Origin of the sequence: Paraburkholderia sp. RL18-101-BIB-B, from assembly GCF_046026985.1 — a bacterium.
In the GTDB taxonomy this organism is placed as follows: Bacteria; Pseudomonadota; Gammaproteobacteria; order Burkholderiales; family Burkholderiaceae; genus Paraburkholderia.
In genome coordinates this window covers 12,898-25,067 of record NZ_JARESV010000060.1, presented here as the reverse complement: position 1 = coordinate 25,067, position 12,170 = coordinate 12,898, and the positions used below count along the sequence as shown (strand labels likewise).

12 protein-coding genes, 1 tRNA gene and 3 pseudogenes are annotated in these 12,170 nt (G+C 59.8%); 9 read left to right on the top strand and 7 right to left on the bottom strand.

Going from position 1 to position 12,170, the window contains the following annotated elements:
• Nucleotides 1-273: 273 nt before the first annotated feature.
• The 5 genes from P0D73_RS40785 to P0D73_RS40765 form a co-directional block, all read right to left on the bottom strand.
• Complete coding sequence (locus P0D73_RS40785; RefSeq protein WP_408319357.1) at nucleotides 274-648, bottom strand: phage holin family protein; 375 nt, start codon at nucleotides 646-648, stop codon at nucleotides 274-276.
• A gap of 108 nt (nucleotides 649-756) precedes the next feature.
• Nucleotides 757-1,053 carry a CsbD family protein gene (locus P0D73_RS40780; protein ID WP_408319359.1) on the bottom strand — a complete coding sequence of 99 codons (297 nt, stop codon included), beginning with the start codon at nucleotides 1,051-1,053 and terminating at the stop codon, nucleotides 757-759.
• A gap of 1,492 nt (nucleotides 1,054-2,545) precedes the next feature.
• Complete coding sequence (locus tag P0D73_RS40775; RefSeq protein WP_408435587.1) at nucleotides 2,546-2,773, bottom strand: hypothetical protein; 228 nt, start codon at nucleotides 2,771-2,773, stop codon at nucleotides 2,546-2,548.
• A 44-nt stretch (nucleotides 2,774-2,817) separates the two neighbouring features.
• The gene (locus P0D73_RS40770; RefSeq protein ID WP_408435593.1) at nucleotides 2,818-2,925 is read right to left on the bottom strand and encodes a hypothetical protein; all 108 of its coding nucleotides are present in this window, start codon (nucleotides 2,923-2,925) and stop codon (nucleotides 2,818-2,820) included.
• A 114-nt stretch (nucleotides 2,926-3,039) separates the two neighbouring features.
• Nucleotides 3,040-3,348, bottom strand: a complete 309-nt coding sequence (locus tag P0D73_RS40765; protein WP_408319363.1) for a hypothetical protein — start codon at nucleotides 3,346-3,348, stop codon at nucleotides 3,040-3,042.
• Between the two features lie 460 nt (nucleotides 3,349-3,808).
• Here P0D73_RS40765 and P0D73_RS40760 point away from each other — a divergent pair.
• Nucleotides 3,809-4,000 (top strand): annotated as a pseudogene (locus P0D73_RS40760) (DEAD/DEAH box helicase); the annotation flags it as partial.
• On the opposite strand, the gene P0D73_RS40755 reads toward P0D73_RS40760, so the two are convergent.
• Nucleotides 3,984-4,367 carry a hypothetical protein gene (locus P0D73_RS40755; protein WP_408319365.1) on the bottom strand — a complete coding sequence of 128 codons (384 nt, stop codon included), beginning with the start codon at nucleotides 4,365-4,367 and terminating at the stop codon, nucleotides 3,984-3,986. The pseudogene P0D73_RS40760 and the gene P0D73_RS40755 overlap by 17 nt on opposite strands.
• Here P0D73_RS40755 and P0D73_RS40750 point away from each other — a divergent pair.
• From P0D73_RS40750 to P0D73_RS40715, 8 genes and pseudogenes are all read left to right on the top strand, one after another.
• Nucleotides 4,366-4,572, top strand: coding sequence for a hypothetical protein (locus tag P0D73_RS40750; RefSeq protein WP_408319367.1), 207 nt, complete (start codon nucleotides 4,366-4,368; stop codon nucleotides 4,570-4,572). The genes P0D73_RS40755 and P0D73_RS40750 overlap by 2 nt on opposite strands.
• A 37-nt stretch (nucleotides 4,573-4,609) precedes the next feature.
• Nucleotides 4,610-5,050: an Hsp20/alpha crystallin family protein gene (locus P0D73_RS40745; RefSeq protein WP_408319369.1), complete on the top strand. Its 441-nt coding sequence runs from the start codon at nucleotides 4,610-4,612 to the stop codon at nucleotides 5,048-5,050.
• 24 nt (nucleotides 5,051-5,074) lie between these two features.
• Nucleotides 5,075-5,482, top strand: coding sequence for an Hsp20/alpha crystallin family protein (locus P0D73_RS40740; RefSeq protein ID WP_408319371.1), 408 nt, complete (start codon nucleotides 5,075-5,077; stop codon nucleotides 5,480-5,482).
• 133 nt (nucleotides 5,483-5,615) lie between these two features.
• A complete protein-coding gene (locus tag P0D73_RS40735; protein ID WP_408319407.1) occupies nucleotides 5,616-6,179 on the top strand; it encodes an Hsp20/alpha crystallin family protein in 564 nt (187 codons plus the stop codon).
• A 49-nt stretch (nucleotides 6,180-6,228) separates the two neighbouring features.
• Nucleotides 6,229-6,304: transfer RNA gene (locus P0D73_RS40730), tRNA-Lys, on the top strand.
• A gap of 883 nt (nucleotides 6,305-7,187) precedes the next feature.
• A pseudogene (locus P0D73_RS40725) lies at nucleotides 7,188-7,412 on the top strand (sugar ABC transporter substrate-binding protein); the annotation flags it as partial.
• 21 nt (nucleotides 7,413-7,433) lie between these two features.
• Nucleotides 7,434-7,787 (top strand): FAD-binding protein, encoded by a 354-nt coding sequence (locus P0D73_RS40720; protein WP_408319373.1) that lies wholly within the window; start codon nucleotides 7,434-7,436, stop codon nucleotides 7,785-7,787.
• Nucleotides 7,788-8,891: 1,104 nt separating this feature from the next.
• Nucleotides 8,892-10,400, top strand: a complete 1,509-nt coding sequence (locus tag P0D73_RS40715) for an alkaline phosphatase family protein (RefSeq protein ID WP_408319375.1) — start codon at nucleotides 8,892-8,894, stop codon at nucleotides 10,398-10,400.
• Between the two features lie 397 nt (nucleotides 10,401-10,797).
• Here P0D73_RS40715 and P0D73_RS40710 read toward each other — a convergent pair.
• Nucleotides 10,798-11,090 (bottom strand): annotated as a pseudogene (locus P0D73_RS40710) (hypothetical protein).
• Nucleotides 11,091-12,170: the final 1,080 nt, after the last annotated feature.

Here is a 12,170-nt window from a genome sequence, read left to right as displayed (position 1 = left end):
TGCCACCTAGCCATGCGGTGATCCCCGAACGGCTGACAATTCCAATAGTCCGGCGAGGTCCGAGGACGGTCGCGCCAACGCACAACGCCAGTAGCAGCGTGACGCGCGGTGCGTCGGCGAGCGAAGCGATCAGGCCGACCGCAGGAGGCCGCGTCTGTCCGTGTACGGCCGGGACCGATGATGGAGTGCTATTCGCCGCTAGCAGCGCTGTGCGTGATTCCGCCATGCGCAGCAGGATCGCGGTCTCGGCTTCACTATTGGTCGGTACGCGGCTCATTTTAGCGCCTCCTTCAACGTGTCGAGATCGCTCCGGAGCTCCCCCTGGAGAAGATGAAGCGAACGTCCAGGTTTCTGGGCGCGGACGAAGAGCAGAGAGACAACGGAAACAACCAGCCACATCGCGGCAACGCCCCAGACCACCGGCAGGAAGTAAGGCGTCCGCCACGCCGTCGCGATGATCGCAATGCACACAAACGAAAGTGTGAACAGGCCAGCGACGGCCAGGGCAACAAGTGCGCTCAACTCGCGGACCAGAGATTTCCTGGTCTCCACAAGTTCGACGCCGAGGAGCTCACCATAGTCGGTGGCTCGCTCGACGCAGAATCTGCCGACGTTTCGCCACTTCGTGACTTTCGAACGCATGGACATTGCGGGACTCCTCGGGACTGGCTTGTTGCGGAAACGCCGGCGCGGCCCGCGCCAGGTGTTTGCCGTCTACACCTTTCAGGCCGCGTCGAAGGCAAGACGCGTGTAGCCTCACTCCCGATCGCTCGAGTCGCTTCGGCCGTTATCGGGCCTTGAGCGATTCGCTGCGCGCAACGCTCCAAGAATGAAGCCCACGCCGGCGGCAATTGCCAGCGCCGCGAACGGCCGCTCCACCGTGGACTCGCGTACGACATCCACAAAATCGGCATAGAGTTGCTGAGCCTTGCCACTCAACTCTTTCGCTGTTCCGCTAACCTGTGCGCCGGCACTGCCCAGCAGGTCCCCGGCGGCTTGCTGAACGTCGCCAGCAACCTCCCGTAGCGTTCCTTCTGCTTTCGTCGTTTCCATTGTCTGCTCCTCAAGTGAGTGCGATTCAGGCCGCACGGGAAAATGCGCCGGCATGCAAGTCGAGAACCACGCCTCTATGTGAAGCGCTGGCTCGGCAGCGGGACGGCGTGCCAGATGCTGCGCAAAAGTTGGGCCCAGCTCGCAACTCTCTGACGCACGCAGTGGCAAGGCCGGCGCTCTCCAAAGTCAGCTTTCAACCGGAATTTCGTCGGAAGTAACAAAAATGCTGGTCCCGTCGTTCAGCGGATCTAACATGAAAGCACCCCTCTGCAAAGCGCGTAGCATGGCCTGCCTCGTGCAGGCCGCCTCAGGGTGCAACTTCCAAATGGAGGCGACCTTCCGGTGAAGACGTGCTCAAGTGAGTGTCTTTGTGACGTCCCAGGGGCCGCGTACCGCACTTCAGATTTCGTCGAGCCCTCGACGGGCGTAAGACACGGGGTGGCGTTCGCTCTGCTCATGATGCCTGCCGTTTGGCCCAGTCGCGGCGATCATCAAATCAGAGCGGTGAGGATTCGGCGGAGCCCGTCCGCCTTCCCGGAAGAAGCCTTCGGCGTGTCAGCAGCGATTTGTCGAGTTAACGCGCGCGCACCGACGGATGCGTGCACCTGGCGATGGAGACGAAAATGGAAGTCCTCTTTAAAAGCTTCGCAGCTGCAGCGCTGATGTCGATCTTTGCGGCGACTGGATCTGCGCAGAATACAGGCGCGGCCCGCGAGGCGGGAGCGAGTGGTGGAGGGGCGGCCCGCTCGGGGGCGGGGATGCGAGGCGCTAGCGTCGCGGAGGCGCCTCAGAGCGACGATCGATCGCGCGTGCCTGGAGCAATCCGCGCGCCCCATTCTGGGTCGGCGGCCTCCGGACGACGCGAGACAGCGCCTGATAACCGCGGGGCGAGCGCGCCGACCGATCAAGGGGTGACGCGCGGTGGACCTGAGAATCCGAGCGGACTGAAGAAGCCCGATTGACTCGCCAGTGTGTTCAGGAACGCGTCTGGGCTCCAATCGTGAGGCGATTGACGAACAGTTCAGGAGCCGATCAGACACGGGTCAGTCGGCGGCCGCGAACTATGCGCACGTGCTCGCCGTTGGAAGGCCCCCCGTCTGCTGGACGATAGGCCGTTATCCATCTGAGGGTGGCTTGAGGTCGAACGCTTCCCGACAGGAAGCAACGGATCACAGACCTTCAGGAAAACGGACAGGAGGCGAAGGGAAACGCAGCTGAAGCCTTTGATCTGCGAACACAGCTAAGGCAATGCCGCGGTTGCCCCGTTCGCCCTGATCCGCCAAGGACTGTCGATTTCTCGATCGTTCGCAGTTCATCATTTCTTCCGTGGTCGACTGTTTCCGACGTGGGCGCGGGTCGAGCGTCCTCTTCCTCAACGGAGATGCGGGCCTGGCGCTCCAGAACGGATTCCATTAAGGGCGGACATTGGAAGGGCGAATTAAGTATGAAACATAAATCCAATGTGGTTCGCGCGCCCGCACTGCTCACGCACTCAAGGAGCGAGCATGAACCCCAACATGGCGAGCGTGGCAGCGCCCATGGCAATCGTCGCGGTCCAGCGGGTGATGCGATGGCGCACTGCAATGATGAAGCTGCACATGATGTTTGGATTCGCCGCTGTGAACATGATCAGCCCCATGATCGGGACGGAAACCACGCCGTTGATCACAGCGCTCCAGTAAAGTGCCTCGATAGGATCGATCCTTGTAAAGCCGATCACAAGACCGACTAGCGCCGACAGGGCGATGATGCCTTAGAAACGTTTTACCAATTGTGTTTCAGGGCGAGGCTGTTTCGCCAGTTAAACGCACCCGCCATTGCATAGGCTGCAGACCCCGCGAGTATTGGCAATGCGAGCAGGCCCGTGCCGATGATTCCCAGGCTGAACAGAGTGAAAGCGAAGTTGCCAGCGATGGGTTTCAGCGCAACAGCGGGCTGTCACACGGCACCGCCGGAAGCCACCAACCGGACGCGCGGCCCCGCCTGTCAGCAACCGATGCTGAGCGTTGTCTTCGCTGATCCTGAATCATCTTTTGGCCGCAGCACTTCGCCCGACCCCTGCAACTCACTGCGGCCGACGATATCGTCCGGGCCCAGACTTCGACCGCACGCTGGGCAGCCGGGCTTCATTTTTGCAAAGAGTCCGTCACCTCCGTCGTACGTCCCGGCATGGGTCAGGTTACGCAGCCACGTCCGGTACCGGTGGTCGGAAAAATCGCCGATGTCCAGGCTTTCGATGAGGGCTCCGCGATGTCCGCATGGGCATTCGACGTAAGTAAAAATGCGGGTTTTCATGATGGCCTCCTGCCGGTTAAAGCGAGCGCAGCATGAACTGGGCCAAGAAACTATTCACGGGTCCGCGGCGCGCGGAACGCTCGTGCCCGGGCTCGTCGCTTCGCTGGACTGGAAACGCCCGTTGCTGTTTTCAGGCGCCGTATGTCTACGCTGCCTGACTGCAATCGTGCGGTCATCCACCGCACCAGGCTGGCGTGCATCGTGTCCGTGGCGAGTGCAAGGGATGACTGGGCACCCTTCAATACACGACGCGCATCGATTACCGGCGCGATTGCGGCCTGTCGCGCATTCGACCGGCCAGCCTGCTGGATCAAGGTCAGGCTCGAGGATAGACGACTCTCGGCACGGCGGTTGCTAGTTACCGGATCACGACCAGCAAAAGAGAAGAACTGCGCATGAATTTCCCCGCTTTTCCCGGCCGCCGTCTGACTTCATGACACGCGACTAGCGCCTTCGCAGCATGCGCAAGACCATGCGCGATATGTTCGGTATCGCCAGGTTGCGTGCCGGGCAGGAGGACATCATGCGCAGCGTGCTGGAACGGCGCGATACGCTGGCCACGATGCCGACCGGCGCCGGAAAGTCGCTAGGCTATCGACTGCCCGCGCTGCATCTCGACGGCATGACGCTGGTCATCACTGGATTGGCGGCACCACGCCCAGTTTTTCGACCAGCATGCGCTCATACACGCCGAAGTGCAGGTCGACTTCCTCCTGGCTTACTGTCGTCACGATGATGTTAACCTGCTCCGACAGCAGGCCGAGCACGAGCGCGATCGCCGCTTCGAGTTGCGGCGCACAAACGCTGTCTTCCGCCAGGGTCGTGCCAACGGCGATATCGTATGTGTGGGGCTGCTGGAAGACGATCTCGACCAGCCGCGCGCGGGCGCTCATGTTGTTGTCAATCGCGAGGCGCACGACCTCCGCGGCGCTACGCATCAATTCCGTCGGAAAGCCTCTGGTCGAGCGCAGCCGGACGCGATGTCTGCCAAGCGTGAGCCAGTCCGAATCGAATTCCATGGTGTCCTCCGTTTCCGTTGCAATGCACCGCGATAATATTATTTGGCAGGGGATTTTCAAGACAGGAATTTCACCACCACCCCTTGAAATTTTCACCGTAGGTTCTATCTTTGATTTCGCTCAGGCAGTTGCGCCGGTCACATCCGGTGCGCTGCGTGTTTCGATTTGTTTGCCAGCGGCCTGGCAGGCGGACTGGAGCGCGTAGGCCCGTTCGCCTCCTCGCTGCATCGAAGGAGGATACGATGAGTGATCTCTTTTCCGGAACCGACCTGTTCAGTGAGTTTGACCGTCTGCAACGGCAGATGGACAGCCTGTTCGGCGGCTTCCCGTCCAGCATCCGCTCGGGCCGCTTCGGGGCCTTTCCGCAGGTGAACATCGGGACGACCGACGACTCGATCGAAATCGTCGCGTTCGCGCCGGGCCTCACGCTGGCCGACCTCGACGTGTCGATCGACAAGGGCCTGCTGACGATCAGCGGTGAGCGCAAGCCTGCCCGGGCCGGGACCGATGACGACACCCGCACCTATGCGCAGGAGCGCTTCACCGGCATTTTCCGACGCGTGATCGAGCTGCCGCAGAACGCTGACCCCGACAGGGTGCAGGCCCGCTACACCAACGGCTGCCTGTCGATCACCGTCGGCAAGCGCGAAGCGTCGAAGCCACGGGTCATTACCGTCCAGTAATGCCAGTTATTCAAGGAGCAAGCCATGAACGACAGGACACAGGTTGCTGAGCGCGACCAGAATGCAGTAGCGCGACGCGAGGGCGACCAGTCAGCACGTCGGAGGACACTCACACCGGCGGTGGACGTGTTCGAGGACAGCCAGGGCATCACGCTGTGGGCGGACCTGCCAGGCGTCACAAAGGACAAACTCGACGTGAAGGTGCACGACGGCAACCTCTATATCGAGGCCGAAGCGGTCGTGCCGACGCCCGCCGGTCTGCAGCTGCAGCACGCCGAGATCCGTGAACCGCATTTCGCGCGCGCTTTCTCCGTGAGCCCGGACTTCGACACGTCGAAGATCGATGCAAACCTGCAGGACGGCGTGCTGAAGCTGACGATTCCGCGTCGCGACGAAGCACGGCCGCGACGAATCGAGGTGCAGACGAACTGAACCCGGAAGACCAGCAACGGCGACCGGAGAAAAACCGGTGGCGACTGCGAGGTCGCCACCGCCCGGTTCGTGGAGGCGCCGGATGCAGATCATCGTGGTCCGGCTCTCCTGCCAGATCATTGAGGAGCAGCAGATGAACACCGACCCCAAAAAGTGGAATCCTTTCAAATTTCTCCGCGGCTCAGCGCGCAAGCCCGATGCGGACGGTCCGCAAAGTCCGCCGGCCAGCGAAACATGGCGTGCCGGATGGCCAGATATCCAGCGGCTTTTCGCCCGCGATCCGTGGCGTGCGATGGAGGATTTCTTTCACGATCCGTTTGCAACCCGCGGCCCGCTTGATCGATGGTTTGGCGACTTCAGCTCATCGCGTTTCCAGCCGCGCGTCGACGTCGTCGACGAAGGAAAGGTCCTGCGCGTGACTGTCGAGTTGCCGGGCATGGAAAGGGAGAATCTGACCGTCAGCGTCGAGGATGGAGCGATGGTGTTGCGCGGCGAGAAAAAGCAGGATGTGCACAGTGAGGAAGACGGCTGCTATCGACTTGAACGCGCGTATGGGGCCTTCACGCGCACGATCCCGATGCCGGAAAACGCCGACCCTGACCACGCGCTCGCAAAGTTTGACAAGGGTGTGCTTACGTTGACCGTGCCGAAACAGGAACCGCCGCGATCGGCGAGCCGCACGATCGAAATAGGCTAGCGTTGGGCGGCGATCCGACGCTTGCGAGATGAATGAATGGGAGTGGCTCGGGTCGTTAGCTCAGCTGGTAGAGCAGCGGACTTTTAATCCGTTGGTCACTGGTTCGAATCCAGTACGGCCTACCAAAGAATCGGCACTTGATCCAGTCCGCGTGACCGGGATCTTTGCTTTCTGGTCCATTTCCGGTCCGGTTGCAGTGAGGACGGCTCGCGGGCAAGTCGTCTTTTTACAGTCTGTGGCACACCTTCTTCGCCTTTCCGCTGCGGCTCAAGTCCCTCGTTCCTTTACCGTGAGGCCCCCTGTCCAACGACTTGCGTTGACTGAGCTGATGTTGAAGTCCTTAAAACTGCTATGAATGTCCATGGATTGCGCTAATGTAAGATTGTATTTTTGCGGCGCAAAATCAGGCATAGCAGCGGTTTCACAGCCTTTCTAGGCGTTGCGTTTCAGCAAAGCACGCACGCTCGGATGTCCGTTGATTTTGCTAACGCGTTTGTGTCCGCTAATTCGACTAATGCGGTTGTAGAGGAGCGTGATAGCTGTATTCGCTTGAAGCGGCAGCTAGTGCAAATACAGGTCATTTTTTTGATCTTCGGAAGGTGCCCATCTCAGTGCGCAGATCAAAAACGCCATACAGTATGGCGCTTTGTGCGTCACTGCTGCGGCCTTCAGCATCCCCTTGTGTGGATGTTGGTCTGCGCGGCGTCGTCCTGCGCTTAGTCAGTCGTGTCGGGCAGTGAGTTCGTGATGCGGTAGAAAGCCGCGCTAGCAGCGTTAGTGGGCACGATTAGCGAGCCAAGGACATCATTAACAAATTTGCGAACTTCAACAGAAGGCGCGACGCCGACGGTGTCGGGAGTATCGGCGCGGTCAGTCAGGAACAGGAGTTGCAAAATGTCGCCGCCCGGTCAAATCAGCGCCACCAGCACGGACGCAGTGAACGGCACGCAGCTTTTCCCGATTGCTTCGCAATGGAAGAAATAGAAGTGTCCGGCGACACGATCAACGGTGTTGAGAGCGATCGAATCGGCCGACCCGAACGACTCATCGCTCAGGAAGGTGCCGTACAGCGGAATTTAATTCGTAGGCATCCCCGAGTTCCCGTCCTTCGGGACTGTGGTGGGGCAAGCGATTGCGGGCGTCGTTGCTGGGCAAACCAGTGTGGACGCAGCGCTGAAGGCGGGCAACGCCGCCGCCGATCGCGCTGTGAAGCAGGCGGGTTATCAGAAGTGAGCCCCAGGAGCTCTCGACGCCATGCATGGAAGGTTGCTCAGTAAGCTCGTTTCGTCTGGATGTCGAGGACCGGTGATCGGTCGTGACCATCCAGACTACGACAATGCGCGGCGGGTGTGGAATGGCCTTGTGGACCGCAGGCCCGCCGCCATATTGCAGGCGGAGAGTGTCGATGACGTTCGAAGGGACATCGACTCGGCAGCCCAGTGCAATGCCCTCCTGGCAGTGCGTGGAGGCGGGCATAGCATACCGGGCCTATCCACCTGTGACGATGGTCTCGTGCTTGATCTCTCGCGGTTCAATTCGGTCGTCATGGATGAAAAGGCCCGGGAGTATCACGAGCAATGCGATCGATACGCTGCTCCGGGAGTTTGATGCGGCCCCCACTCCAGATTCGGAGTTTTATGTATTGCAGCTCGGAGGCGCGGTCGCGGACGTGCCAGAGGATGCGACCGCCTACTCCGGGAGACAAGCGGCATACTGTTGGATTGCCGAGCCCGTGTGGGACGATTCGGCGGACGACGAACGCTGCGTGGCATGGGGGCGGGCTGCCGCCACAAAGATATCTGACCAGTCCATACAGGCCAATTACCTCAACGAACAGGGAGATACCGCCATCGCTCCAAGTGCATATGGCGCTCTCAAATATGAAAGGCTTGCGCGTCTGAAAGCCCGTGCGATCCGGCGAACCTCTTCCGCCTTAATCAAAATATCGTACCCTTCTCGCGACCTCCCTCTGCGTGATTTTTCGGTGCAACGAATATCCCCGATGACCGTGAGCAGCGAGAAAGACGGAAAGAGCGTCCGTCGGTCTATTTGCGAGCGGCGATAAGTAAAGTAAAAGAAAGCGAGTGGCGGTACGGAATGACGGTTCCACTCAGAATGCCGGCCCTTGCACACACAATCGGTGAAACCGACGCGCCAACAATGCCAAGCGATGCGAGAGAAGCTGCCACGAACCCGGTTGTTTTCGTGTCTTCAACAAACTGCCGCGGAACATGCCCGGCAGCTTCATCGCGGTTCTTCGTACCTCCTATTGCTTGGTGAATTGCTATGAATCGTTGGTCCAGCAATCTAAGACCAGGGTTCCAGGAGGCGTCGGTTTCCAGTTGTTGTTTACCCCAGCGGCCACCTCCGAGCGCTGTTCGAGAAAGATTGTAACGACAGCGGCACTCTCATTATTACGGAATCAGGATTTTTGTCTGGACTATTAAAAAGTTCTTCGGTTCCCCACCGACATAGATCCGCAACGAGTCAGAGTCATTTTTATTCCATTCGCGCAGTGTTTTTATTTGCGTCACCGCCGAGAATTTGTTACCCACGCGTCAGACGGCTGTCATTTTGCGCCTAGAGAATCGGCGCTTTTGGTACGAGACGACGTTCACGGGATACGTCGGTTGCGTCGTTGACGGTGCAATCAATAGCGTTGTGTTCGTGGCGCAATCGTGTCGTACTCCAATTCATACAACGGAGTGCAAATTGAACAGCGGTGAAAACAACAAGGGTGGAATCGACCGTCGCACTTTCCTTGCTGGCCTCGCAGCAGGCACGGGTGCACTTGCGCTGTCGGCATGTGGCGGGTCGTCCGACGGCGGCAGCAGCACGACGGTCGGTTCGGCCGGAAGTACCAGTACGAGTACCGGCAGCACATCGGCAAATGAGATTCCCTCACCCGACGGCACGAACCGCTATACGTTGCCGCGCCCAGTATTGCCCGATCCGACGACTTCGGGCATCGATCACATCGTGCTCGTAACGATGGAAAACCGTTCGTTCGACCACTTCATGAGCTGGGTACCAGGCGCCGAGGGAATGCCGCCGAACCAATTGTTCACCGACAACTTCGCACAGCAGCATGCGCCTTTCCTATTGTCCGCCAATCCCGACTATGGCTACCAGGCATGCAATTTCGCGGATCCGAACCATAGCTTTGCCGGCGGGCGGATCCACCTTGCCAATGGCGCGATGAACGGTTTCCTGCTGTCGACTGCGACGAGCAAAACGCAGGGTGACCTGCTGCCGATCGGCTTCTATCAGGCTGCCGACCTCGACTTCTTTCGGGGTGTAGCAAGCCAATATACGGTTTCCGATTTCTACTTCAGTGGCATTTTGTCCGAGACGTTCCCCAATCGCATCTATCTGCATGCGGGCGCAACGGACCGGCTTAGCAACACGACGACCGTTTCGACACTGCCGACGATGTGGGACAAGCTGGCCGCCAAGAATGTCAGCGCCACCTATTTTTATCACGACACACCGTTCACCGCGCTCTTCGGGAGCCGCTACACGGGCATATCCCAGATGTTTCCGCAGTTTCTGACCCAGGCCGCGAACGGCACACTGCCCTCGTTTTGCATGATCGATCCGATCTTCTCCGGCGAAGCGCAGGGGGTCTCGGCAGACGATCATCCGCACGCGGACATCCGCAACGGCGAAGCCCTGCTCGGCCAGATCTACGACGCACTGCGAACCGGGCCGAACTGGGACCGCACACTGATGATCGTCGTCTATGATGAATGGGGCGGCTTCCACGACCACGTGATTCCCCCGACGCGTCCCATGAGCGACGCAGAAACGGCGCTTGGAAATGACGGAAAGCTGGGTTTTCGTGTGCCTTGCGTACTGCTCGGCCCGCGTGTTCCAGCGGCGACCGTGACGCGCTTTCCGTTTGACCCGAGTTCGATTCACCAACTGATTCAATGGCGCTTTGGCATCGATCCGGTTGGCGTACGCGGCAATGCTTCCGGCACGTTCAATCTTGCATACGCTCTGGATTTCACTCGTCCGGCGCGTACCGACGCGCCGGCCATTCCGGTCGCTCCGGGACCGTTCGGCAACGCATGTCCGATACCGGCGCCCGCAGCGCCGGCCAGCGGAGCGTCGGGAGCCGTTACGGCGGTGACCATGGCTGCCGAAATATCAAACGAGATACCGCGATTCACCGATGTGCGTGAACTCGCCGATACCTTCGGGTTCCCGAGACCCTAAGTTTGTCCGCGACCGTTGGCCGGTTATTGTCGGACCACGGGTGCTGTCAGGCTTCGAGAAGCTGCCAGCGATCAAATCGGCAGCTTGATGAACCGGCACGTCCACTTATAAACTCGATCTGACCGTCCGCACCAACGGCGCCACCTCTATCTGCACGCCATAGATTGGACATTTAATTCCACGGCTCCCTAACTGCCTTCTCCCGCCGGCCTTCGTAGCGTAGGGAATCGTGGAAACTTACTTCTTCGTTCCCGAGCATGACCGCGTTATTCATTTTCCTTGGCATCTGCCCGGTCGCGTTCGGCGTGCTGATCGCCTTCGCCGCGCGCATCGATCCTCGCTCAGGACGCTGGCGCCGACGCTCGCCCGAGCGACGGCGCGCGTAGCGTCGTGGTCGCTATTGCTCGCAGCGAACCACCATCGACCGGTTCTTCACGTTCGCGCCGAAAATACCACCGGCTGTTCCGCCCGAGGTCCCGACGCTGTCGACGTCTTTCGAAACCACGTCGCAGCCGTGGTTGCCGCAGACTTCACCCGCGCGTCTGTAGCACTCGGCCCAGGTCGAGCTCGCGTCGCTGCCGCTGCAGCTGATCGCAAAGCCGGCTTCGCCGTTTGGCAGGCACGTCACGATGGTGGTGCTGGGGCACAGCCGCCGAGGCTGACGAGCGTCAGCAGGCCGAGACTGAACATCGAGCGGTACTGGCGGATGCCATTGCGGGCACCGCACTTACCATCGCGACTGCGACAGAGGCGGTTTTTGTCGTTCGCCTCCCTCCCTGGCCGCTTGGGGAGCGCTTACTCGCGCGAAATGGAGTCGCTGCGTTCGTAGGCTTTCTCGGGGTCCTTCTGGTGGTCCGACCTCAAGGTGGCGTGTCTAATCTTATTGGCCCTTGTCTGCTCCTGCTGAGCGCTTTGTGTGGTGCTCTTTCCATGATTCAGATTCGCAAGCTTAAGGCTATCTTGAGTGTTGTCTCGGGTGAACCTGGTCTTTCAAGTGACGAGCCGCTGAAGTTTCGGCTCACCGATTGCTGCAGGCCCGGATACGTCAGGAGCCCTGCCTTATCGGCATACGTCCAGCTCTGGACTGCGCGGTCAAGCAGCCGCGAGCGGTGACACAATTCCTTCGGCGGTAAGTATTTGAACAGTCAGCGCCATTTCCCGGGCCACGGGTTGGGCGCCCGTGATTGACACAATTCCTGACACAACGGAGACAGATCCCTTCGTTCTACGTCTGGCGTTCGACAGCTTCCTCATGGTACCCCTTTACACACTGCCCGGTTAGACAGGTTCAGCGCCGTTTAGAGTAGAGCTGACGGGCACGCCCCGCTATCATTTTCCCGCCCCCGGACAAGTCTCGCTGCCTGGTCAGCCGTTCGTGTGGAGTAAGAGCAGGGACGGGCGGCATCGCGCGGCGGCGGACATTCGACCTCGTCCTTAGACGGCCATTAAAAGGACCGTTCCGGTTAGATAGCGGAGCCACACGACAATATCAGAAGGTCGGTTCGTACTTTCACGCCAATGCTCAGACGTGTTCCGGAGATTGAAGCGGCACGTCATATCGGTGGAAAGCGCAGACGCTTCTATGTATGGGTTTGTCCGCATACACACGGAGCACGCTTCATCGCCACGTACGTTCGAAACGTCGATCGGCTGACGGGCGTCGCCATCGGCCCTGTCGGCGATCTGTACCTCGTCAACGGCCCCGGAGCCATTCGCGTGGATCACGATACGCTGAAAACCCAGACGGTCGTCGATCCGTACCCGTCGACC

What these genes read in the sequence shown, in the direction of transcription:
- P0D73_RS40720 (WP_408319373.1), top strand. Translation starts at nt 7,434, where the DNA reads ATGCATGGAAGGTTGCTCAGTAAGCTCGTTTCGTCTGGATGTCGAGGA.
- P0D73_RS40780 (WP_408319359.1), bottom strand. Translation starts at nt 1,053, where the DNA reads ATGGAAACGACGAAAGCAGAAGGAACGCTACGGGAGGTTGCTGGCGAC.
- P0D73_RS40745 (WP_408319369.1), top strand. Translation starts at nt 4,610, where the DNA reads ATGAGTGATCTCTTTTCCGGAACCGACCTGTTCAGTGAGTTTGACCGT.
- P0D73_RS40785 (WP_408319357.1), bottom strand. Translation starts at nt 648, where the DNA reads ATGTCCATGCGTTCGAAAGTCACGAAGTGGCGAAACGTCGGCAGATTC.
- P0D73_RS40755 (WP_408319365.1), bottom strand. Translation starts at nt 4,367, where the DNA reads ATGGAATTCGATTCGGACTGGCTCACGCTTGGCAGACATCGCGTCCGG.
- P0D73_RS40740 (WP_408319371.1), top strand. Translation starts at nt 5,075, where the DNA reads ATGAACGACAGGACACAGGTTGCTGAGCGCGACCAGAATGCAGTAGCG.
- P0D73_RS40735 (WP_408319407.1), top strand. Translation starts at nt 5,616, where the DNA reads ATGAACACCGACCCCAAAAAGTGGAATCCTTTCAAATTTCTCCGCGGC.
- P0D73_RS40765 (WP_408319363.1), bottom strand. Translation starts at nt 3,348, where the DNA reads ATGAAAACCCGCATTTTTACTTACGTCGAATGCCCATGCGGACATCGC.
- P0D73_RS40750 (WP_408319367.1), top strand. Translation starts at nt 4,366, where the DNA reads ATGGTGTCCTCCGTTTCCGTTGCAATGCACCGCGATAATATTATTTGG.